Origin of the sequence: Klebsiella sp. C283 (genome assembly GCF_048822555.1) — a bacterium.
In the GTDB taxonomy this organism is placed as follows: Bacteria; Pseudomonadota; Gammaproteobacteria; order Enterobacterales; family Enterobacteriaceae; genus Klebsiella; species Klebsiella quasipneumoniae.
On record NZ_JBMEZS010000001.1, the window covers coordinates 559602 to 580241 of the forward strand.

General features: G+C 57.1%; 18 protein-coding genes. 11 read left to right on the top strand and 7 right to left on the bottom strand.

The window, feature by feature from the left end; genetic code table 11:
• Positions 1-101: 101 nt before the first annotated feature.
• A complete protein-coding gene (zapC, locus tag ACOI7Z_RS02555; protein ID WP_087849030.1) occupies positions 102-644 on the top strand; it encodes a cell division protein ZapC in 543 nt (180 codons plus the stop codon).
• Here zapC and ACOI7Z_RS02560 read toward each other — a convergent pair.
• Positions 641-1750 carry a YcbX family protein gene (locus ACOI7Z_RS02560; protein ID WP_087849029.1) on the bottom strand — a complete coding sequence of 370 codons (1110 nt, stop codon included), beginning with the start codon at positions 1748-1750 and terminating at the stop codon, positions 641-643. The two genes, zapC and ACOI7Z_RS02560, sit on opposite strands and share 4 nt — an antisense overlap.
• Positions 1751-1849: 99 nt before the next feature.
• On the opposite strand from ACOI7Z_RS02560, the gene rlmKL reads away from it, so the two are divergent.
• The 6 genes from rlmKL (at position 1850) to rmf (ending at position 9768) form a co-directional block, all read left to right on the top strand.
• The gene (gene rlmKL, locus ACOI7Z_RS02565; RefSeq protein ID WP_023289045.1) at positions 1850-3955 is read left to right on the top strand and encodes a bifunctional 23S rRNA (guanine(2069)-N(7))-methyltransferase RlmK/23S rRNA (guanine(2445)-N(2))-methyltransferase RlmL; all 2106 of its coding nucleotides are present in this window, start codon (positions 1850-1852) and stop codon (positions 3953-3955) included.
• 12 nt (positions 3956-3967) lie between these two features.
• Positions 3968-5875, top strand: a complete 1908-nt coding sequence (locus tag ACOI7Z_RS02570) for an ABC transporter ATP-binding protein (protein ID WP_023289046.1) — start codon at positions 3968-3970, stop codon at positions 5873-5875.
• A gap of 14 nt (positions 5876-5889) precedes the next feature.
• Positions 5890-7158 carry a membrane integrity-associated transporter subunit PqiA gene (gene pqiA, locus ACOI7Z_RS02575; protein WP_023289047.1) on the top strand — a complete coding sequence of 423 codons (1269 nt, stop codon included), beginning with the start codon at positions 5890-5892 and terminating at the stop codon, positions 7156-7158.
• Entirely contained in the window at positions 7148-8785 is a 1638-nt protein-coding gene (gene pqiB / locus ACOI7Z_RS02580; protein ID WP_023289048.1) for an intermembrane transport protein PqiB, read from the top strand. The genes pqiA and pqiB overlap by 11 nt, the downstream gene beginning before the upstream one ends.
• Positions 8785-9348 (top strand): membrane integrity-associated transporter subunit PqiC, encoded by a 564-nt coding sequence (pqiC, locus tag ACOI7Z_RS02585; RefSeq protein ID WP_032455285.1) that lies wholly within the window; start codon positions 8785-8787, stop codon positions 9346-9348. Before pqiB ends, pqiC begins: the two co-directional genes overlap by 1 nt.
• 252 nt (positions 9349-9600) lie before the next feature.
• Positions 9601-9768 carry a ribosome modulation factor gene (rmf, locus tag ACOI7Z_RS02590; protein ID WP_002898396.1) on the top strand — a complete coding sequence of 56 codons (168 nt, stop codon included), beginning with the start codon at positions 9601-9603 and terminating at the stop codon, positions 9766-9768.
• Between the two features lie 68 nt (positions 9769-9836).
• Here rmf and fabA read toward each other — a convergent pair whose 3' ends face one another.
• Both fabA and ACOI7Z_RS02600 read right to left on the bottom strand, forming a co-directional pair.
• Entirely contained in the window at positions 9837-10355 is a 519-nt protein-coding gene (gene fabA / locus ACOI7Z_RS02595; protein WP_004201428.1) for a bifunctional 3-hydroxydecanoyl-ACP dehydratase/trans-2-decenoyl-ACP isomerase, read from the bottom strand.
• Between the two features lie 69 nt (positions 10356-10424).
• The gene (locus ACOI7Z_RS02600; protein ID WP_087849027.1) at positions 10425-12182 is read right to left on the bottom strand and encodes an AAA family ATPase; all 1758 of its coding nucleotides are present in this window, start codon (positions 12180-12182) and stop codon (positions 10425-10427) included.
• 185 nt (positions 12183-12367) lie between these two features.
• Here ACOI7Z_RS02600 and matP point away from each other — a divergent pair, with 185 nt between their 5' ends.
• Positions 12368-12820 carry a macrodomain Ter protein MatP gene (gene matP, locus ACOI7Z_RS02605; RefSeq protein WP_002898404.1) on the top strand — a complete coding sequence of 151 codons (453 nt, stop codon included), beginning with the start codon at positions 12368-12370 and terminating at the stop codon, positions 12818-12820.
• Positions 12821-12966: 146 nt separating this feature from the next.
• Here the strand turns inward: matP and ompA are convergent, their stop codons facing one another.
• Together ompA and sulA are read right to left on the bottom strand one after the other, a co-directional pair.
• The gene (ompA, locus tag ACOI7Z_RS02610; protein WP_044521956.1) at positions 12967-14037 is read right to left on the bottom strand and encodes a porin OmpA; all 1071 of its coding nucleotides are present in this window, start codon (positions 14035-14037) and stop codon (positions 12967-12969) included.
• A gap of 353 nt (positions 14038-14390) precedes the next feature.
• A complete protein-coding gene (gene sulA / locus ACOI7Z_RS02615) occupies positions 14391-14900 on the bottom strand; it encodes an SOS-induced cell division inhibitor SulA (protein ID WP_023289052.1) in 510 nt (169 codons plus the stop codon).
• Between the two features lie 25 nt (positions 14901-14925).
• On the opposite strand from sulA, the gene ACOI7Z_RS02620 reads away from it, so the two are divergent.
• Together ACOI7Z_RS02620 and ACOI7Z_RS02625 are read left to right on the top strand one after the other, a co-directional pair.
• Positions 14926-15231 carry a hypothetical protein gene (locus ACOI7Z_RS02620; protein WP_170927824.1) on the top strand — a complete coding sequence of 102 codons (306 nt, stop codon included), beginning with the start codon at positions 14926-14928 and terminating at the stop codon, positions 15229-15231.
• A gap of 17 nt (positions 15232-15248) precedes the next feature.
• On the top strand, positions 15249-15845 hold the full coding sequence (locus ACOI7Z_RS02625; protein ID WP_087849026.1) for a TfoX/Sxy family DNA transformation protein: 597 nt from the start codon (positions 15249-15251) through the stop codon (positions 15843-15845).
• 10 nt (positions 15846-15855) lie between these two features.
• On the opposite strand, the gene yccS is transcribed toward ACOI7Z_RS02625, so the two are convergent.
• The gene (gene yccS / locus ACOI7Z_RS02630) at positions 15856-17991 is read right to left on the bottom strand and encodes a YccS family putative transporter (protein ID WP_087849025.1); all 2136 of its coding nucleotides are present in this window, start codon (positions 17989-17991) and stop codon (positions 15856-15858) included.
• 17 nt (positions 17992-18008) lie between these two features.
• The gene (locus tag ACOI7Z_RS02635) at positions 18009-18455 is read right to left on the bottom strand and encodes a YccF domain-containing protein (RefSeq protein WP_004201437.1); all 447 of its coding nucleotides are present in this window, start codon (positions 18453-18455) and stop codon (positions 18009-18011) included.
• A gap of 124 nt (positions 18456-18579) precedes the next feature.
• Between ACOI7Z_RS02635 and helD the strand changes: the two genes are divergently transcribed.
• Complete coding sequence (gene helD / locus ACOI7Z_RS02640; protein WP_087849024.1) at positions 18580-20634, top strand: DNA helicase IV; 2055 nt, start codon at positions 18580-18582, stop codon at positions 20632-20634.
• Positions 20635-20640 lie beyond the last annotated feature (6 nt).

A 20640-nucleotide genomic window follows, 5' to 3' on the forward strand; every position in this document is an offset into this window, starting at 1 on the left:
TTGCTTATTTAAACATTTTAGACTTTTCTTAATTTTAGAAAATATTCTGCGGCAAGTCGCAACAACTTTGCAGAGGCGTATGAAAGGGGACAGGGGGAAAAATGCGGATTAAACCTGACGATAACTGGCGTTGGTATTACGATGAAGAGCACGACCGCATGATGCTCGATCTGGCCAATGGCATGTTATTTCGCTCGCGCTTCGCCCGGCGCATGCTGACCCCGGACGCTTTTGCCCCATCGGGATTCTGCGTCGATGACGCCGCGCTCTATTTCTCCTTTGAAGAAAAATGCCGCGATTTCGAGTTGTCGAAAGAGCAGCGGGCGGAATTAGTCCTCAACGCATTAACCGCGATCCGTTTTCTCAAACCGCAGATGCCGAAAAGCTGGCACTTCGTCGCCCATCCCCATCACTGGCAGCCGAGCGGCGGCGACGCGGCCTGCGTCTGGCTGAGCGATACCGGGGAGCAGGTCAATTTGCTGGTGGTGGAGCCGGGCGATAACGCCGCGCTTTGTCTGCTGGCCCAGCCGGGTCTCACGCTTGCCGGCCGCATTATGCAGCTGGGCGATGTGATTAAAATCATGAACGACAGGCTGCAGCCGGCGCAAAGCGCGGTCAGCTACAGCCTGGGGCAGGCGGTTTAAGGCGCCAGGCGCAGGGCCGTTTTCGGCACGCAGCTGCAGGCGAGAATGGTGCCATCTCCGGCGACCGCATTTTTCTTTAACGGACTCACTTCCCCTTCTTCAAGACGGATGCGGCAGCTGCCGCAGATCCCCGCCCGACACGAGTAGGGTACGCGAATGCCCTGTTGCTCCAGTTGTTCCAGCAGCACCTGCTGGTTATTGCCGGTAAATTGTTGACCCTGCCATTCAATGGCAACCGTGGCCTGCTGCTGCGCCTCGGGAGCCGGGGTATCGTCGCTTTCGCCGGCGCCGTAGGCTTTTGCCGGGCCGCGGGCGATGATTTCCACTTCATCCCCCACCCGGATCACGCCGCTGTTACGGGCAATCAGGTTCTGACCAAAGTCGACATCGCCATTATCCTGCGCGGTGCGGAAGCGCTTTAAGGTTTCCAGCGGCTCTCCGCTGGGATGCTTCTGCCCGCGCTCCGGACTGACGGTGGTAAAAATGCAGCGGCTGCACGGCTTGGCGACGTCAAATACCACCTCGCCGACGCGGATCACTTTCCAGCTGTCTTCATCCCAGGCCGCCGCGCCGGTGACCACGAGATTAGGGCGAAACTGTTCTATGCTTACGCTTGCCGGGCAGCGCTGCTGCAGGTCGCGCAGCGAGGCCTCGTTAGCCAGCAGGTAAGGGTAGCCGTCGGCGAAGGAGAGCGGTACCGCATCGTGGCGCTTCACCCGGCGGGTTAACTGTGGCCCCAGCCAGCGCAGCTGGACATCGCGATTGAAAAAGCCGCTGAGCCACTGATTAACGGCGGCGGGCGCGATAAGGGCGGTAAAATGGTTGCCCCAGACTTCTGTCGGTTCGGCCTGAGGGGCGAAATCGTTAAAACGCACCACGGCGCTGCTGCCGTCCGGTGCGGTCAGGTGAAGGCCATCATGCAGCGGCGCCGGAATAAATTTCACCATTTGCGGAAACTGACGGGCGGTAATAAAGGTGCCGTCGGTTTCGGTGACCATAAACAGGCGATCGAAGGCCAGGCCGCTGATATCGGCAAAGGCGTGGGTCAGGCCCATGCCGCGCATGGATTTAACGGGATGAATAAAAAGACGCGAGAGCGTTACCATACGCTGCCTCCGGGTTCCAAAAATAAGCCTATAACTTTATGACATAGGGCACATATTGGCTATAATGCGCACCAATTTTCTTTAAGTAAAAGTGACGATATGAATTCTCTGTTTGCCAGTACGGCTCGTGGGCTGGAAGAGCTGTTAAAAACTGAACTGGAAGGGCTTGGCGCGACGGACTGCCAGGTAGTCCAGGGCGGGGTCCATTTTCAGGGGGATACGCGCCTGCTGTATCAAAGCCTGATGTGGAGCCGGCTGGCTTCGCGCATCATGCTGCCGCTGGGCGAGTGTCGCGTATACAGCGATCTGGATCTGTACCTCGGCGTACAGGCCATTCCGTGGACGGAGATGTTCAACCCTGGCGCCACCTTCGCCGTACATTTTAGCGGTCTCAATGAGGAGATCCGCAACAGCCAGTACGGCGCGCTGAAGGTCAAAGACGCCATTGTCGACAGCTTCACCCGTAAGAACCTGCCGCGCCCGAACGTCGATCGTGAGTCGCCCGATCTGCGGATCAACGTCTGGCTGAACAAAGAGACGGCGCACATCTCGCTGGATCTGAGCGGCGAAGGCCTGCACCTGCGCGGCTACCGCGATGGCACCGGTATGGCGCCGATCAAAGAAAACCTCGCGGCGGCGATCGTGATGCGCTCCGGCTGGGTGCCGGGCACTCCGCTGCTCGATCCGATGTGCGGCTCCGGTACCCTGCTGATTGAGGCGGCGATGCTGGCGACCGACCGCGCGCCGGGCCTGCACCGCGGCCACTGGGGCTTTGGCGGCTGGGCGCAGCACGACGACGCCATCTGGAAAGAAGTGAAAGCGGAAGCGCAAACGCGCGCCCGTCAGGGGCTGGCGGCATATGGGTCACGCTTCTATGGCTCGGATGTCGACGAACGTGTCATTGACCGCGCCCGTCGCAACGCCCGTCGGGCCGGCATCGGCGAGCTGATCGATTTTGAAGTCAAAGACGTCGCCCAGTTGAATAATCCGCTACCGAAAGGCCCGTACGGCACCGTGATCAGCAACCCGCCGTACGGCGAGCGTCTGGAAAGCGAGCCGGCGCTGATCGCCCTGCACAGCCTGCTGGGCCGGATCATGAAAAGTCAGTTTGGCGGCTGGAACCTGTCGGTGTTCAGCGCCTCGCCGGAGCTGTTAAGCTGCCTGCAGCTGCGCGCCGACAAACAGTTTAAAGCCAAGAACGGCCCGCTGGACTGCGTACAGAAGAATTATCACCTGGCGGAGAGCGAAGGCGGCAAGCCGGCGATGCTGGCGGAAGATTTTGCTAACCGTCTGCGTAAGAACCTGAAGAAGTTTGAAAAATGGGCCCGTCAGGAAGGCATTGAATGCTATCGCCTGTACGATGCTGACCTGCCGGAATACAACGTGGCCATCGACCGCTACGCCGACTGGGTGGTGGTCCAGGAATATGCCCCGCCGAAAACCGTCGATGCGCACAAAGCGCGCCAGCGCCTGTTCGATATTATCGCCGCGACCATCGCCGTACTGGACATGGCGCCTAACAAGCTGGTGCTGAAGACCCGCGAGCGGCAGAAGGGGAAAAACCAGTACCAGAAGATGGCGGAGAAGGGCGACTTTATCGAGGTGCAGGAGTACAACGCGCGCCTGTGGGTCAACCTCACCGACTACCTGGATACCGGTCTGTTCCTCGACCACCGTATCGCCCGTCGCATGCTCGGCCAGATGAGCAAAGGCAAGGACTTCCTGAACCTGTTCTCTTATACCGGCAGCGCCAGCGTCCACGCCGGTCTCGGCGGCGCGCGCTCCACCACCACGGTGGATATGTCGCGCACCTACCTGGAGTGGGCGGAACGCAACCTGCGTCTCAATGGCCTGACCGGCCGCGCGCATCGCCTGATGCAGGCGGACGTGCTGGGCTGGCTGCGGGAGAGCACCGAGCAGTTCGATCTGATCTTTATCGATCCGCCGACCTTCTCCAACTCCAAACGAATGGAAGATGCTTTCGACGTCCAGCGCGATCACATTCGCCTGATGACCGATCTGAAACGTCTGCTGCGTAAAGGCGGCACCATTATGTTCTCGAATAACAAACGCGGTTTCCGTATGGATCATGACGGGCTGGCGGCGCTTGGCCTGAAGGCGCAAGAAATTTCGCAAAAAACGCTGTCGCAGGATTTTGCCCGCAACCGTCAGATCCACAACTGCTGGCTGATTACCGCAGCCTGAAAGGAATAAAGAATGTCACTGATTAGTATGCACGGCGCCTGGCTTTCCTTCAGCGATGCGCCGCTGCTGGATAATGCCGAGCTGCATATCGAAGATAACGAACGCGTCTGCCTCGTCGGACGCAACGGCGCCGGCAAATCGACCCTGATGAAGATCCTCAACCGCGAGCAGGGGCTGGATGACGGGCGCATTATTTATGAACAGGATCTGATTGTGGCGCGTCTGCAGCAGGATCCGCCGCGCAATGTCGCCGGTACGGTGTACGATTTTGTCGCGGAAGGCATCGCCGAGCAGGCGGCCTACCTGAAGGCCTATCATGACGTGTCGCATCAGGTCATGACCGATCCGAGCGACAAAAATTTAAATGAACTGGCGCGCCTGCAGGAGCAGCTCGATAACCTGGGGCTGTGGCAGCTGGACAGCCGCATTAACGAAGTGATTGAGCAGCTTGGTCTCGACGCCAACGCACAGCTGGCATCCCTGTCCGGCGGCTGGCTGCGTAAAGCGGCGCTGGGCCGCGCGCTGGTCAGCGGGCCGCGCGTGCTGCTGCTCGATGAACCCACCAACCACCTGGATATCGAAACCATCGACTGGCTGGAAGGGTTCCTCAAAACCTTTAAAGGCACCATTATCTTTATTTCGCACGACCGCTCCTTTATCCGCAATATGGCGACGCGCATCGTCGACCTCGATCGCGGCAAGCTGGTGACCTACCCGGGCGATTACGATCAGTATCTGCTGGATAAAGAGGAAGCCCTGCGGGTTGAAGAGCTGCAGAATGCGGAATTCGACCGCAAGCTGGCTCAGGAAGAGGTATGGATCCGCCAGGGGATCAAAGCGCGCCGCACGCGTAACGAAGGCCGCGTTCGTGCCCTGAAGGCGATGCGTCGCGAGCGCGGGGAGCGCCGGGAAGTGATGGGCAGCGCCAGAATGCAGGTTGAAGAGGCTTCGCGCTCCGGCAAAATCGTGTTCGAAATGGAGAACGTCAACTATCAGGTTGATGGCAAAGTGCTGGTGAAAGATTTCTCCGCGCAGATCCAGCGCGGCGACAAGATTGCCCTGATTGGCCCCAACGGCTGCGGGAAAACCACGCTGCTGAAGCTGATGCTTGGCCAGCTGCAGGCCGACAGCGGGCGGATCCACGTCGGCACTAAACTGGAAGTCGCCTACTTCGACCAGCACCGCGCAGAGCTGGATCCGGATCGGACGGTGATGGATAACCTCGCGGAAGGTAAGCAAGAGGTGATGGTTAACGGTAAGCCGCGCCATGTGCTGGGCTACCTGCAGGACTTCCTGTTCCATCCCAAACGGGCGATGACCCCGGTGCGCGCGCTCTCCGGCGGGGAACGTAACCGCCTGCTGCTGGCGCGTCTGTTCCTGAAACCCAGCAACTTATTGATTCTCGATGAACCGACAAACGACCTGGATGTCGAAACGCTGGAGCTGCTGGAAGAGCTGATCGATGGCTATCAGGGCACCGTGATGCTGGTAAGCCACGATCGTCAGTTCGTGGATAACACCGTAACCGAATGCTGGATCTTCGAAGGCGGCGGTCGCATCGGCCAGTACATCGGCGGCTATCACGATGCCCGCGGCCAGCAGGCCCAGTCGTTGGCGCAGAAGCAGCCGGCAGCGAAAAAAACGATGGAAGTCGCTCAGCCAAAAGCAGAAACTGTCAAACGCGGTGGGAACAAACTAAGCTATAACCTGCAGCGCGAGCTGGAACAGCTGCCGCAGAAGCTGGAAGCTCTCGAGGCCGAACTGCAGACGCTGCAGGAACAGGTTGCCGATCCCGACTTCTTTGGACAACCGCACGATCGCACGCAGCAGGTGCTGGCAAAGCTGGCCGAAGCGGAACAGGCGCTGGAAGCAGCCTTTGAACGCTGGGAATATCTCGAAGGATTAAAGAACGGCGCCTGAGCCGAGGAGTTGTCATGTGCGATCATCATCATGCTGCGCGACATATTTTATGTCCCCAATGTGATTTGCTGGTGGCTTTGCCGCAGCTGGAGCATCGCCAGAAAGCCGCTTGCCCGCGCTGCGGTACAACGTTAACCACCACGTGGGACGCGCCTCGCCAGCGTCCCACGGCTTACGCGTTGGTCGCGCTGTTTATGCTGCTGTTGGCCAACCTGTTTCCATTTATCTATATGAAAGTGGGCGGGATCAGCAGCGAAATAGAGCTGTTGGAAATTCCCAATGTGTTATTTACCGAGGATTACGCCAGCCTCGGCACCTTCTTTTTACTCTTTGTGCAACTGGTACCGGCCTTTTGCCTGGTCACCATTCTGCTGTTGGTCAATCGGGTCAGGATGCCCGCTGGCCTGAAAGCGTTTCTGGCGCGAATTCTGTTTCACCTGAAGACGTGGGGAATGGCGGAGATCTTTCTTGCCGGCGTGCTGGTGAGCTTCGTTAAGCTGATGGCCTATGGCGATATCGGTATCGGTCTGAGCTTTGTTCCGTGGTGCATGTTTTGTCTGCTGCAGTTACGCACTTTCCAGTGCGTCGACCGCCGCTGGCTGTGGGATGATATTGCCCCCATGCCAGCCATTAGCCAACCGCTGAAGGTCGGAGTGGCCGGCATCCGCCAGGGGCTGCGCTCCTGCGCCTGCTGCACGGCGGTGTTACCGGTCGACCAGACGGTCTGCCCGCGCTGTCATAGTAAAGGAACGGCGCGGCGTAAAAACAGCCTGCAGTGGACGCTGGCCCTGCTGGTGACCTCATTTATCCTCTATCTCCCCGCCAATATTATGCCGATCATGATCACCGATCTGCTGGGCGATAAAATGCCGTCAACCATCATGGCCGGGGTAATTTTACTGTGGAGCGAGGGGTCTTATCCGGTGGCGCTGGTGATTTTTATTGCCAGTATTATGGTGCCGACGCTAAAGATGATCGCTATCGCCTGGCTGTGCTGGAATGCCAATGGCAACGGTGCGCGTGATTCGGAACGCATGCATCTGATCTATGAAGTGGTGGAATTTGTTGGCCGCTGGTCAATGATTGATGTTTTTGTCATCGCCGTACTCTCTGCGCTGGTGCGCATGGGAGGGTTGATGAATATCTATCCCGCCATCGGCGCGGTTATGTTTGCGCTGGTGGTGGTGATGACCATGTTTTCAGCCATGACGTTTGATCCCCGTTTACTGTGGGATCGTGAGCCAGATTCAAGCCATGAGGAAAGACAACAACATGGAAAATAAGAGCGGAGAAGCGAAAGTGCAGAAGGTGAAGAACTGGTCACCGGTGTGGATCTTCCCTATCGTCACTGCGCTGATCGGGGCGTGGATCCTGTTTTATCATTACAGCCATCAGGGACCTGAGGTCACGCTGATCACCACGAATGCGGAGGGGATTGAAGGGGGAAAAACCCGTATCAAGAGCCGTAGCGTGGACGTTGGGGTGGTGGAGAGCGCCACGCTGACCGACGATTTAACCCACGTGGAAATCAAAGCCCGCCTCAATTCCGGTATGCAGAAATTACTGCACAACGATTCCGTCTTCTGGGTGGTGAAACCGCAGGTAGGGCGCGAGGGGATCAGTGGCCTGGGAACATTATTGTCCGGGGCCTATATTGAACTGCAGCCGGGGTCGAAAGGTACGGTGCCGGAGCAGTATCCGCTGCTTGATTCTCCGCCGCTGGCCTCGCCGGACGCCAAGGGGATCCGTATTCTGCTGGAGAGCAGCAAGGCGGGCCAGCTGTCGCCAGGCGATCCGGTGCTGTTCCGCGGCTATCGCGTGGGGTCGGTGGAAACCAGCACCTTCGACACCCAGAAACGTCGTATCACTTATCAGTTGTTCATCAATGCGCCCAATGACCGCCTGGTGACCACCAATGTCCGCTTCTGGAAGGACAGTGGGATCGCTGTCGATTTGACCTCGGCGGGGATGCGCGTCGAGATGGGCTCGCTGTCGACGCTGTTTGGCGGCGGCGTGAGCTTCGATATTCCGGAAGGACTGGATCTCGGCGAGCCGGTGGCGAATAAAACGGAATACCATCTGTTTGACGATCAGAAGAGCATCCAGGATTCGGTCTTTACCGAACATATTGACTATGTGATGTTCTTCAAAGACTCAGTTCGCGGCCTGCAGCCCGGCGCGCCGGTGGAGTTCCGCGGCATCCGTCTGGGAACCGTCGGCAAAGTGCCATTCTTCATTCCCGGTCTGAAGCAGCGTTTGAACGACGACTATCGCATTCCGGTGGAAGTGCGGGTTGAACCGCAACGTCTGGTTAACCAGCTGGGCGGCGATCCGAATATTCGCGCCCACATTGACGATCTGATCAACCGCGGACTGCGCGGCTCGCTGAAAACCGGCAATCTGGTGACCGGCGCGCTGTATATCGATCTCGACTTCTATCCGAAGGCGCCGCCGCGCGGGAAAATGCAGGAGTTTAACGGCTATCCGATTATCCCGACCATCAGCGGTGGTCTGGCGCAGATCCAGCAGCGTCTGATGGATGCGCTGGATAAGATTAATAACCTGCCGCTCAATCCGTTGCTGGAGCAGGCGACGAGCACCCTGGCGCAGAGCGAGAAGACCATGCAGCACGTGCAGACCACGCTGGATAGTCTGAATAAGATCACCTCCAGCCAGTCGATGCAGCAGTTGCCTGCCGATATGCAGACGACGCTGCGCGAGCTGAACCGCAGCATGCAGGGCTTCCAGCCGGGCTCCGCGGCCTACAATAAGATGGTGGCCGATATGCAGCGTCTGGATCAGGTGCTGCGCGAGCTGCAGCCGGTCCTGAAAACGCTCAATGATAAGAGCAATGCGCTGGTATTTGAGGCGAAGGATAAAAAAGACCCACAGCCGAAGGGAGCGAAATAATGAAAAAATGGTTACTCGCGGCAACCGTATGCGTGCTGACGGCATGCAGTAGCGGCGGCGAAAGCAAAACGTATTACCAGCTGCCGGTGGCGCAGGGCGGCGCACAGCGCGCCGCCAGCCAGGGGGCACGTCTGCTGTGGGTTGAGCAGGTCAGCATCCCGGATTATCTGGCGGGTAACGGGGTGGTCTACCAGACCACCGACGTACAGTATGTGATCGCCAATAATAATCTGTGGGCCAGCCCGCTGGACCAGCAGCTGCGCACTACGCTGGTGGCGAACCTGAGCCAACAGCTGCCGGGCTGGGTAGTGTCATCCCAGCCGCTGGGTAGCGAACAGGATACGCTCAACGTCGCGGTCAACGGCTTTCACGGACGCTACGACGGGCGGGTTATCGTCAGCGGTGAGTGGCTGCTAAAGCATCAGGGGCAGCTGATCAAACGCCCGTTTAACATCGTGCTTAAGCAGGATCAGGATGGATATGATGCGATGGTCAAGACCCTGGCGCAGGCGTGGAGCCAGGAGGCGGCAGCCATTGCCAGCGAGCTTAACCGTCTGCCATAAGTAAAATTCATCACGCTGATCTGCCGCGCGGTTCATCTGAGCCGCGCGGCTTTTTTTTGTCAGGTCAGTTCGTTACCGGCCGGTGTGCCAGGTGAACAAAAAATGAACTCTTATATAGGTCACAAATATGACAATGGCGTGAATTTTGCGCATTGACGTCGCCTTCATTTCGCGGTATTCGTAACCCGTGGTTGCACAATTTGCGACCACTGTTTTCTTTTCCACCAGATCAAAGAATGAGGGAAACGAGGCATGAAGAGACAAAAACGAGATCGCCTGGAACGGGCACATCAACGCGGATATCAGGCGGGTATCGCAGGAAGATCGAAAGAAATGTGTCCATACCAGAGCTTGAATCAACGCTCATGGTGGCTGGGAGGCTGGCGAGAAGCCATGGAGGACAGGGTACTAACGGCCTGACACTGTCTCTTTAAAAAAGAAGCCTCCGCATAGCGGGGGCTTCGCCTTTTAATCGCTGCTGAACGTTATCAGAAAGCGGAAGTATCCTGGAACAGACCCACTTTCAGATCGCTTGCGGTGTAGATCAGACGATCGTCAACCAGCACTTCTCCATCGGCAAGGCCCATAATCAGACGACGGTTAACGATGCGTTTGAAGTGGATGCGGTAGGTCACTTTTTTCGCGGTCGGCAGAACCTGCCCCGTGAATTTCACTTCGCCAACGCCCAGCGCACGGCCTTTGCCTTCGCCGCCGAGCCAGCCGAGATAGAAACCTACCAGCTGCCACATGGCATCCAGGCCCAGGCAGCCCGGCATCACCGGATCGCCGATAAAGTGGCAACCGAAGAACCACAGGTCCGGGTTGATGTCGAGTTCGGCCTCAACATAACCTTTGTCGTAGTTACCACCGGTTTCGGTCATTTTGATGACGCGGTCCATCATCAGCATGTTTGGCGCCGGCAACTGCGGGCCTTTCGCGCCGAACAGTTCACCACGACCAGAGGCAAGAAGATCTTCTTTTGTATAGGATTCGCGTTTATCTACCATGTTTTCAGTAAGCCTTATTTTAAGTTCGGGACGCAGGATAGCTAACACGTGTAAGCTGAACAAGTCCGATCAGTTAGAACTTGTCCCACCTAACCAGCGTAGCGGCCACGGAAAACGATGGCGAGTCTCCTGCTGGGTCGCCTGCGCTATCCGCTCCTGAATGGTTTGTCGCAGCGTCTGTCCTTCACCGTCCCACATCAGCTGGGTCAACATCGGCAGCGCTTCGGTAATATCGTCTATTGCCCAGATAGCAAACTGATTGTCGGCAACGGCCTGACGCAGCTCGTGGGTCAGACTAAGATGGCGAACGTTGGCGGCAGGGATAATCACGCCCTGTTTTCTGGTGAGACCGCGCTGCTGACAGATTGTGAAGAAACCTTCAATTTTTTCATTCAGTCCGCCGACCGGCTGCACACGACCAAACTGGTCGACGGAGCCGGTGATCGCGATGCTCTGATTAATCGGCACGTTGGCCAGCGCGCTGATTAAGGCGCAGAGTTCCGCCATGGAGGCGCTGTCGCCATCCACTTCACTGTAGGACTGTTCAAAGGTCAGCGAAGCGGAGAAGGGGAGTTGTTGCTCCAGCTCCAGCTCGGACATCAGAAAAGCCTGCATGATCATCATGCCTTTCGCATGGATGTTGCCGCCCAGCTCGGCTTTGCGTTCGACATCGATAAACTCGCCGTCGCCAATGTGCACGACGCAGCTGATGCGCGAAGGTTCGCCGAAGGCGCGTGGATGACCGGGGAATTCAATGACTGAGAGGGCGTTGATCTGCCCGACGCATTCGCCTTCGGTTTCAATCAGGATCTGTTCCTGCAGGATTTCATCCTGCATACGCTCCGCCAGGTAGCCTTCACGCCACTCCCGGCGCGCCAGCATCGTCTGCATCGCTTCGCCGGTAATCTCTTCGCCTTCGCAGAAGGCGGCAGACTCACGCAGCTGGCGGGCTATCCATAGCGGGCTGAGCGGCAGGGTCTCCTGGTCGCCGGTGTAGCGCGTCCCTTCATCGATCAGCAGTGGCCAGGCATCGCTCGCCGGGCCCGGTAGCTCCAGCTGCTGCGCATTCTGCCATACCCACTGGCACCAGGCCATCAGCGTATCGGCGTCCGCAAACTGCAGGGTGTCTTCATACTCGCTATAGATAGCCTGGGCAGAGAGCTCTGGCTCCATTTCCTGGAAATCGGCCAGCGATTCGCGTTCGCCCACCAGCATGACTTTCAGGCTCAGCGGCATGGAAGGGATGCTGACCGGCAGCGGCCGTGATTCATCAATGGAGAGCCAGTCAAAGCGCTGACGGGTCACCATATTTTTCAGGCGCATCCACAGCAGCGGTTGCGCCAGTAATGCGCGTAGTGAGAGCACCAGCACGCCGCCGTTGGCCTGATGGACCAGGCCAGGCTGGAGTGTGATTTCACCATTAAACTGGCGTACGCAGCCAAACAGCTGTTCCGCCTCCAGCCAATCGGCCGCCACGACCGGAGCGGTACTGGCAAAATTATCTTCAGCGCGTTGCGCCGGCGTGAGTGTCACGTGAGCGCCGTTAACCTCATAGCGAACTCCGTGAAGCGGTGCGGCAGGCTCGTGCAGCGTGCGAGTTTCAGCCGCCAGCCATTGCAGATATTCCGGCTCCTCAGGGGCTTTCACCAACATGAAGGAGGAGACTGCCGGGGTGTATAGCAGCTGCTCAAGCGCATAGAACAACCGCGGCTGCAGATCGCCCGAGAGGGAGGGGGCCGGATGAGAGAGTTCAGCTTGAGCAAACAGCGCCTGGTAAGGTTCCAGATCAGGCGCAAGGTCGGTTCGGGTCAGTTTCGTAATGGTCAAAGTCGCTGTTTTTTAGTTAGATGTAAAGCGCGCAATTATACCTGATGCCGCGTCTGAGCACACGGAGGATTATGGCTACCCCGATGATTACCCGGCCATCCACATCACGAATAATGATTTATATTCAGCACATCAGGAAAAAACTGATATCCTGAAATGAGTTACACGGTCACATTGAGATCGCAATGAAATATCAACAACTGGAAAATCTTGAAAGCGGCTGGAAATGGAAATATCTGGTAAAGAAGCACCGGGAAGGTGAGCTGATTACCCGCTACATTGAGGCCAGCGCTGCGCAAGCTGCGGTAGATGACTTGCTGACGCTCGAGAATGAACCTGTGCTGGTGCATGCCTGGATTGAGCAGCATATGAATCCAGCGCTGATGAACCGCATGAAACAGACCATCCGTGCGCGACGGAAACGCCATTTTAACGCCGAGCATCAGCATACGCGTAAGAAGTCGATCGACCTTGAGTTTGTCGTCTGGCAGCGCCTTGCCGGTCTGGCGCAGAGGCGTGGGAAAACCTTGTCCGAAACCATCGTCCAGCTGATTGAGGATGCTGAGCATAAAGAGAAGTATGCCAGCAAAATGTCGAGCCTGAAGCACGATCTGCAGGTTCTGTTAGGTAAGGAGTAACGGGCTGCCCGTTCAGTGGTGACTAAGGCGCAGGTCGCGCCACACAGGCTACCATCCGCCTCTTACGGCCTTCAGCTTTTAGCCGCTAAAGCGAGCGAGAAGACATAAAAAAACCCGCCGAAGCGGGTTTTTTCATCAGTTATAACTTAAGCCGCAGGCTGAGTTACAACTTCTTTGTAGCCTTTAACTTCGATCTCTACACGACGATCCGGAGCCAGGCAGTCGATCAGGGCAGCGCGAGCTTTCACGTTGTCACAGGTGTTGCCAGTAACCGGGTTGGATTCACCCATGCCGCGAGCGGAGATTTTGCCAGCCGGGATACCTTTAGCAACCAGGTAGTCAACAACGGACTGAGCACGTTTCTCAGACAGCTGCTGGTTGTAAGCTTCGGAACCGATGCGGTCGGTGTAGCCCAGAACAACAGCGGAACCGTCTTTCGGATCCATGTTGCTCAGCTGGGTGTACAGCTGATCCAGAGCCTGCTGACCTTCCGGTTTCAGGGTTGCTTTGTTGAAGTTGAACAGTACGTCAGACTTCAGGGTGAAGTGCTTGGTAGCCACTTCCGGAGCCGGAGCCGGAGCCGGAGCTACAACCGGAGCAGCATCTTCCTGACCGAAACGGTAGGAAACGCCCAGGCTCAGCATGCCGTTATCAGGACGGGTACCCACAGTGCCCGCGTCGCCGATGTTGTTAACCCACTGGTATTCCAGACGGGTAGCGATGTCACGAGTAACAGCCCACTCTACGCCGCCAGCAAATACTGGGGAAACGCCAGTGTCGTGTTCGCTACGGGAAACGCCGGTAGAAGCGTAGTTGCCTTTGGAGTCAGCGCGCCAAACCATGCCGCCCAGACGGGTGTAGATGTCCAGATCGTCAGTGATCGGGTAACCCAGTTTAGCGGTCAGCTGAACGCCCTGAGCTTTGAAAGCACCGTTGTCAACGCTGCCTTTATATGCCATACGGCCCAGCCAGTCGTAACCCATTTCGAAACCGAGGTACGGGTTAACCTGGTAACCACCGAACGCACCAGCACCGAGCTGATCGTTACGGGTCGGACCATTGTTGCCCTGGAAACCGTTACCGTAGAAACCGGTGTCGTGATACTGGGACCAACCCAGTTTACCACCTGCATACCAGGTGTTATCTTTCGGAGCGGCCTGCGCTACGGTAGCGAAGCCAGCCAGTGCCACTGCAATCGCGATAGCTGTCTTTTTCATTTTTTGCGCCTCATTATCATCCAAAATTCGCCATGAAGTTACAAAAGACCTCACGGTTAAATCCTTCACCGGGGGCGTGACTTGTTGTTAACTATGCTGATACATGCAGCGTAAGCCGATCACCCCTGGCGATGTAAAGTCTACAACTTAGTTCGAAACTTACAAGTGTGAACTCTGTCAGGCATATGAAAAAAAAGGGTTGTGTACACAATATTTAACAAATATGGTTGATTTTCGTACACGAAAAAAAGGCACAAATGCCCGTGTGACAGGCATTCCGCGAAAAAGACCTTAAAAAACGCTGTGCCATTACTAGCGGTAAAAAAAAATTCCAGGAATAATCCTAATTTCACTCAATGATACAAATTTGAGTGAATTTTTAGCCCGCTGAGTTGTCTGCCGAGCGTGCCCTGATTTCGGACCGGGCGCATGATGAATCCCATCGCGCAGCCTTCCTGGGCTGCATGCACCAGACGCTCATGTTCATCAGCGGTTAACTCCTCCGCCAGCCAGCAGATAACCACGCTATAGTTACCGGTACGCAGGGCGCGGATCATCGAGTCTAAAGTGTGACTGGGGGAGAGCTGGCTGATTTGCATGACCTTAGACAGCGGCAGACCGGCGGACTGAACCCACTCGCGGCTAAGCTTTTGTTGCGGCGTAAGCCACAGCTGCCAGCGAGACTGTTGACCCAACTGCTGTAATAAAGGTAGCAACAACAACTGTGTCATCATGGGTTGATCTTCACGATAGACAATTTCACTGATCAGCCCATTGGCGGCCTGTTCGCCAGAACGATGAGCGTAGTGGGCTGCCGGAGCAGAGGCCTGTGCTGAACGGTTTGCATGAGCTGAAGTAAACATAGTCTATCCCGCCTGTAGTTACTGTATGCATATACAGTATATCCGCCAGGGGAAAAGATCAACCGCAATTTGTCATTTTGCTGGTGGAAATTTAATCGCTTTCAGCCATCCTGACGGTACAGGTTTGCGGCTACTCGCAACACCATCCTTAACACCGGCTAATCCTTTTTCTCCTGTCTACCAGTTGCAGCAACAGCTGCAATTTTCTGAAAGCGTCTCGCAAAACCGCATTCTGGTGGAAAAGCAGGCAAAAATCATCTTGCTGCTGTCAGGGAAGTCCCTTATGTTTTCCCTTAGCGGATCCGTTAACAACTTAAGTTTAATTACATGATTCACAAAGGAATGATCATGAGAAAACTCGTATGTCCGCGGCTCCCGCAATTTCAGGCCTGCGTCTCTTCGCTGGGTCAACTTCACTCTCGCCCCCTGTTTGGCGGCTACAGCCTGGCTATCGAAGATACCGTGTTTGCGATGGTGGCAGAGGGGAATATTTATCTAAAGGCCTGCGAGCAGAGCGCTGCCTATCGGGTAGAACACCATAATCCTTTATTGATGCTGCGCCGACACGGGCGCATCGTGCCGCTAAAGTATTATCAAATCGACGATGCCTTGTGGCGCGATGAGAAACAGCTATTCCGCTTGTCGCTGATGTCGTGGCAGAGCGCCCAGCGTGAAAAATATCGCCGCCGGTCGTCGGGACGCCTGAAGGATTTACCCAATATCAGCTTTCATATGGAATTGCAGCTGATTCACTCGGGCATTCCAGATGTGTTAGCACTACGGGAGGTGGGCGCCCGCCAGGCCTGGCTAAAGCTGCGCGAGAACAATGCTTCCCTTTCGCACAACGTCTTGCTGGCGCTGGAGGGGGCTATCGTTGGCGTTCATGCCGCCGCGCTCCCAACGCCACGGCGTCAGGAGCTTCTGGAATGGGCGTCTGCGCGCTAATGGACAACGGTTATTCCGTTTGAGCGTGTACCCGCTGCTGCAGGCGGCAGATTTCAGGCAACAGCGCCAGCAGCAGGCCAATCTGCTGTAACACCAGGGGCTCTTTACTGTCCGCGCGAGGCTCCAGATGGTGGATCCGGCTTTGCAGGCTGGTCAACGCCTTCTGCACCCGCTGTTCATCCGCTGGGGTATGATGCAGGGCATCATCCACATAGCAGACCGCATCATCGAGCAGGGCGAGGATGTCCGGCGTGGACAGTTTTTCCCGATGCGCGCCGAGAGCGGAAATGTAGCTGGTGAAGGTATGATTGAGACACAGCAGGCGAAAGGCGGTCTCGCGCTGGGCGGCATCCGCCCGTGGTTCCGTCGACAAGTTCGAGACGACGGAAGCCAGCTCAGCATCGCGGTTGTAGGCGTCACGGCGTGCGACACGGTAGGCCAGCCGGTTGTCGCGGCCCTGGTGGTACTGCTCCAGGATGGCATCCAGATAACGGCAGTTCGCGTTTAGCGCCTGGTCCAGCGCCCGCGGCAGGTTGCGGAATTTCCAGTCCGGCCAGATGAAGCTGACCGCCGCCCAGGCGATGGCGCAGCCGATCAGCGTATCAATGATGCGCGGCAGCGCGACTTCAAAACCTTCGCCAAGCAGGTTAAAGCACAGCAGCACCAGCAGCGTAATAAACATGGTGGCATGGGCGTACTGCACGTTACGAAAGGCGAAGAACAGCACGCCGGTGAGGACGATCAGCAGCAGCTGCCCTTCAACCGACGGTACCAGCAGGAGGACCGGCAGGCCGATCGCCACCCCGACCAGCGTGCCGATGATCCGCAACGCCAGGCGATGGCGGGTGGCGTTATAGTTCGGCTGGCAGACGAACAAACTGGTCAGCAGGATCCAGTAGCCGTGCTGAAGACCGGTAAACTGGATGAAGGCATAGCCGGCGCAAAGCACCAGCGACATACGCACCGCGTGGCGAAAGAGGGCTGACTCTGGCGACATATTGCGCTGCAGGCGCAGCCAGATATCGTTCAGTCCGCCGAGCCTGTCGTCGGCCAGCAGCGTCTCTGTATTACTCCCGGCGGGCGCGGTGGTTTGCACCGATTCAATCGTGGCCAGCTGAGCATCAATGGCGCGCAGGTTATTGAGTAAATAGCCAAGGGCGTTGAGCTGCTCATCGGATGCGCCGCTGGCGCGTACGCGCTCAAGTGCCGCATCGAGATGCATAAACGCCCGTTCGAAGTGGGCATCATGCTGATAGGGTTCGCGCAGCAGAATCGCCCGCGAGAGTTTCTGGCAGGCCTGCGCCTGCATCGAAAGCATGCGCTGGAAACGGAACATCACATCGCTGTAGCGGAACTGGTCACGCAGGGTCTGGTACTGAATATGCGATGAGCTGGCGCGTTCATGAATATCCTGGGCCACAAAGTAATACTGCAGCGTACGACGAGTACCACGCTGTCCCCGGTCGCCTCGTAGTCGGGTCAACAGTGAGACCTTGGTTTGGTTAAGGGTCGCCACCAGTTGGCCGTTGGCGAGGGCCAGATCGTACAGCGGCGCCTGGCTCTCATCCTCAAGGTCTGGATCAAACAGCCGGGATTTGAGCTCCAGATAGCGGGCCAGTTGCTCATAGCTACGCGCCAGGTTGTCCTGCAGTGGACGAATTGGAAAAATCAGATGGCCGGACAACGTCAGCAGGTTGTACCACACGGCTCCCGCCAGCAGGAACAACGGCTGCAGATACCAGTGATCGTACAGCGTGACGCCGAGCATGGTGTAGATGGCGATAAGCAGGGCGCCGAAGGCAATGGTCGCATAGCGCTGTCCGAGGCCGCCAAGCAAAATAAAGCCGATGGTAGACACGGTCAGACCAAGGGCAAACAGCGGCGGCCACGGAAACAGCAGCTCCACGGAGGCGGAGGCGATAAAAAAGCAAACCAGAGTAATAGCGAGGTTGCGCAGGCGGCCCGCCAGACGGTCATCAAGGTCGGTCAGCGCCGCGGCCACGACGCCGAGGGTGAGGGGGATGGTCAGTTTGACTTCGCCGATCCACCAGGGAAACAACGTCGTGCCGCAGAGCGCAATAAAAATGCGTACGTTATAAAGCCAGGCGCTGTTCCAGGTGTAGCGGCGTAGCAGGGGGCTAATCATGTCCGTGTTCCATTCGGTTACTGAAAGCGACGACGCGCATTGGCTTCGCGTGCGGCGCGCGCGGTTTCCACAGAGACGACCCGGCGACCCACCGGCCAGAGGGCGATGGCGGCGATTTTAAAATTAGCGATCCCCACCGGGATGCCAATGATAGTCAGGCATTGGGCGATGCCGCTGAAAATATGCATCAGGCACAACCACCAGCCGAAAAAAATGAACCACAGAATGTTCAGGATGGTGCCGCCGGCGTTCAGCAGGCTGTTTTGGCGACCTGGCTCGAGCTCATCAACATGAATCGCCTCGTTACCATAGGGAAATAACGAAAGGCGAGTGATTTCCCAGCAGGAACGAGTCAGCGGCAGCGTGACGATCAGCATAATGCTGACCAGAGTGGCGAGCAGCCAGCCTAAAGTGGTGGCGAAACCGCCAAGGATAAAGTTCAAAATATTCAGAATGGTACGCATAAAGCCTCGGTTTTGCCCTGTGGATAATAAGACCTGACAATTGTAACGTTTTTTTGCGCTGGAGCACCTGGTCCGGGGCGGTTAAACTGAAAAACAATCCACCCTGATTGAAAATCGACATTATATGGAACTTAAAGCGACAACATTGGGCAAACGCATGGCTCAGCATCCTTATGACAGGGTGCAGTTACTGAATGCCGGGGTAAAGGTTTCCGGCGATCGTCATGAGTATCTTATCCCTTTCAATCAGTTATTGTCAGTGCATTGTAAGCGCGGTCTGGTCTGGGGCGAACTGGAGTTTGTGCTGCCGGACGATAAAGTCGTGCGTTTGCACGGTACCGAATGGAGCGAAACGCAGCGCTTTTATCACCATTTACACACGCTCTGGCAGCAGTGGAGCACGGAAATGAGCGGTATCGCCGCCGGGGTGCTGAAGCAGCAGCTGACAGCCATCGAACGCACCCGGGCAGAAGGTAAGTGGCTGACGCGTCAGCAGGTGGCGGATGTTCAGGATAATATTCGCCATGCGTTAACCGGGCTGCCGATGCCCACCAGCCGGCTTGACGCCTTTGATAACTGCCGGGAGCTGTGGCGGGAATGTCAGCGCTGGTTAGGGGATGTTGAAGCGGCGCGTCAGGCCCATAACCAGGCCTTTACCGAGGCGATGCTGGAACAGTATCGCGGCTTTTTTGACGGCGTGGAATCCTCCCCGCTCAATCCGTCGCAGGCGCGAGCGGTGGTGAACGGCGAGCACTCCCTGCTGGTGCTGGCGGGAGCGGGCAGTGGTAAAACCTCGGTGCTGGTGGCTCGAGCGGGCTGGCTGCTGGCGCGGGGAGAAGCGGCGGCAGAGCAAATTCTGCTGCTGGCATTCGGCCGCCAGGCGGCGCAGGAGATGGATGAGCGGATTCGCGAGCGTCTGGCATCAGACGATATTACCGCCCGCACCTTCCACTCGCTGGCGCTGCATATTATCCAGCAGGGCAGCAAAAAAGTGCCCACCATCAGTAAGCTGGAAAGCGATACTGCGGCCCGCCACGCATTGCTGCTGAAAAGCTGGCAAAAGCAGTGCCAGGAGAAAAAAGCGCAGGCGAAAGGCTGGCGCCTGTGGCTGGAAGAGGAGATGGGCTGGCAGCTGCCGGAGGGGGATTTCTGGCAGGATAAAAAGGTGCAGCGGCGGATGGCCAGCCGGCTTGACCGCTGGGTCAGCCTGATGCGCATGCACGGCGGCTCCCAGGCAGAGATGATCGCTGGCGCGCCGGATGCGGTACGCGATCTGTTCAGTAAACGGGTGAAGCTGATGTCGCCCCTGCTGAAAGAGTGGAAGGCGGCGCTGAAGGCGGAGAATGCGGTCGATTTTTCCGGTCTGATCCATCAGGCGGTCAATATTCTCGATAAAGGCCGCTTTGTTAGCCCGTGGAAACACATTCTGGTGGATGAATTTCAGGATATTTCGCCGCAGCGAGCCTCGCTGCTGGCCGCGTTACGCCGGCAAAATAGCCAAACCACGCTCTTTGCCGTTGGCGATGACTGGCAGGCGATTTACCGGTTCAGCGGGGCGCAGCTCTCCCTGACCACCGCGTTCAACCACTACTTTGGCGAAGGGGACTGCTGTGCGCTGGATACCACCTATCGCTTTAACGGGCGTATCGGCGAAATAGCCAATGGTTTTATCCAGCAGAATCCGCATCAGTTAAGCAAACCGCTGAACAGCCTGACCGCGGGAGATAAAAAGGCCGTCACTCTGTTAGCCGACGATAAGCTGGACGATCTTCTGGATAAATTGAGCGGTTACGTTAAGCCCGAGCAGCGGATCCTGCTGCTTGCCCGCTACCATCATCTGAAGCCCGAGGCGCTTGATAAAGCGGCGACGCGCTGGCCGCACCTCCAGCTTGATTTTATGACTATTCACGCCAGCAAAGGTCAGCAGGCCGACTATGTCATTGTGCTGGGACTGCAGGAGGGAGTGGATGCGTTTCCGGCTCCAGCGCGCGAGTCGATCATAGAGGAGGCGCTCCTGCCGCAACCGGAAGATTTTCCGGATGCGGAGGAACGTCGACTGCTGTACGTGGCCATAACCCGCGCTCGTCACCGGGTGTGGCTGTTATTTAACAAGGCGCAACCGTCGCCGTTTGTCGAGATCCTGCAGGCGCTGGATGTGCCTGTGGCCAGAAAGCCGTGATCGCGG

Coding starts and splice junctions, on each gene's coding strand:
- sulA (WP_023289052.1), bottom strand. CDS start 14,900: ATGTTTACTTCAGCTCATGCAAACCGTTCAGCACAGGCCTCTGCTCCG.
- zapC (WP_087849030.1), top strand. CDS start 102: ATGCGGATTAAACCTGACGATAACTGGCGTTGGTATTACGATGAAGAG.
- ACOI7Z_RS02620 (WP_170927824.1), top strand. CDS start 14,926: ATGCATATACAGTATATCCGCCAGGGGAAAAGATCAACCGCAATTTGT.
- fabA (WP_004201428.1), bottom strand. CDS start 10,355: ATGGTAGATAAACGCGAATCCTATACAAAAGAAGATCTTCTTGCCTCT.
- matP (WP_002898404.1), top strand. CDS start 12,368: ATGAAATATCAACAACTGGAAAATCTTGAAAGCGGCTGGAAATGGAAA.
- ACOI7Z_RS02625 (WP_087849026.1), top strand. CDS start 15,249: ATGAGAAAACTCGTATGTCCGCGGCTCCCGCAATTTCAGGCCTGCGTC.
- pqiB (WP_023289048.1), top strand. CDS start 7,148: ATGGAAAATAAGAGCGGAGAAGCGAAAGTGCAGAAGGTGAAGAACTGG.
- rlmKL (WP_023289045.1), top strand. CDS start 1,850: ATGAATTCTCTGTTTGCCAGTACGGCTCGTGGGCTGGAAGAGCTGTTA.
- ACOI7Z_RS02570 (WP_023289046.1), top strand. CDS start 3,968: ATGTCACTGATTAGTATGCACGGCGCCTGGCTTTCCTTCAGCGATGCG.
- helD (WP_087849024.1), top strand. CDS start 18,580: ATGGAACTTAAAGCGACAACATTGGGCAAACGCATGGCTCAGCATCCT.
- yccS (WP_087849025.1), bottom strand. CDS start 17,991: ATGATTAGCCCCCTGCTACGCCGCTACACCTGGAACAGCGCCTGGCTT.
- ACOI7Z_RS02560 (WP_087849029.1), bottom strand. CDS start 1,750: ATGGTAACGCTCTCGCGTCTTTTTATTCATCCCGTTAAATCCATGCGC.
- pqiA (WP_023289047.1), top strand. CDS start 5,890: ATGTGCGATCATCATCATGCTGCGCGACATATTTTATGTCCCCAATGT.
- pqiC (WP_032455285.1), top strand. CDS start 8,785: ATGAAAAAATGGTTACTCGCGGCAACCGTATGCGTGCTGACGGCATGC.
- ACOI7Z_RS02635 (WP_004201437.1), bottom strand. CDS start 18,455: ATGCGTACCATTCTGAATATTTTGAACTTTATCCTTGGCGGTTTCGCC.
- rmf (WP_002898396.1), top strand. CDS start 9,601: ATGAAGAGACAAAAACGAGATCGCCTGGAACGGGCACATCAACGCGGA.
- ompA (WP_044521956.1), bottom strand. CDS start 14,037: ATGAAAAAGACAGCTATCGCGATTGCAGTGGCACTGGCTGGCTTCGCT.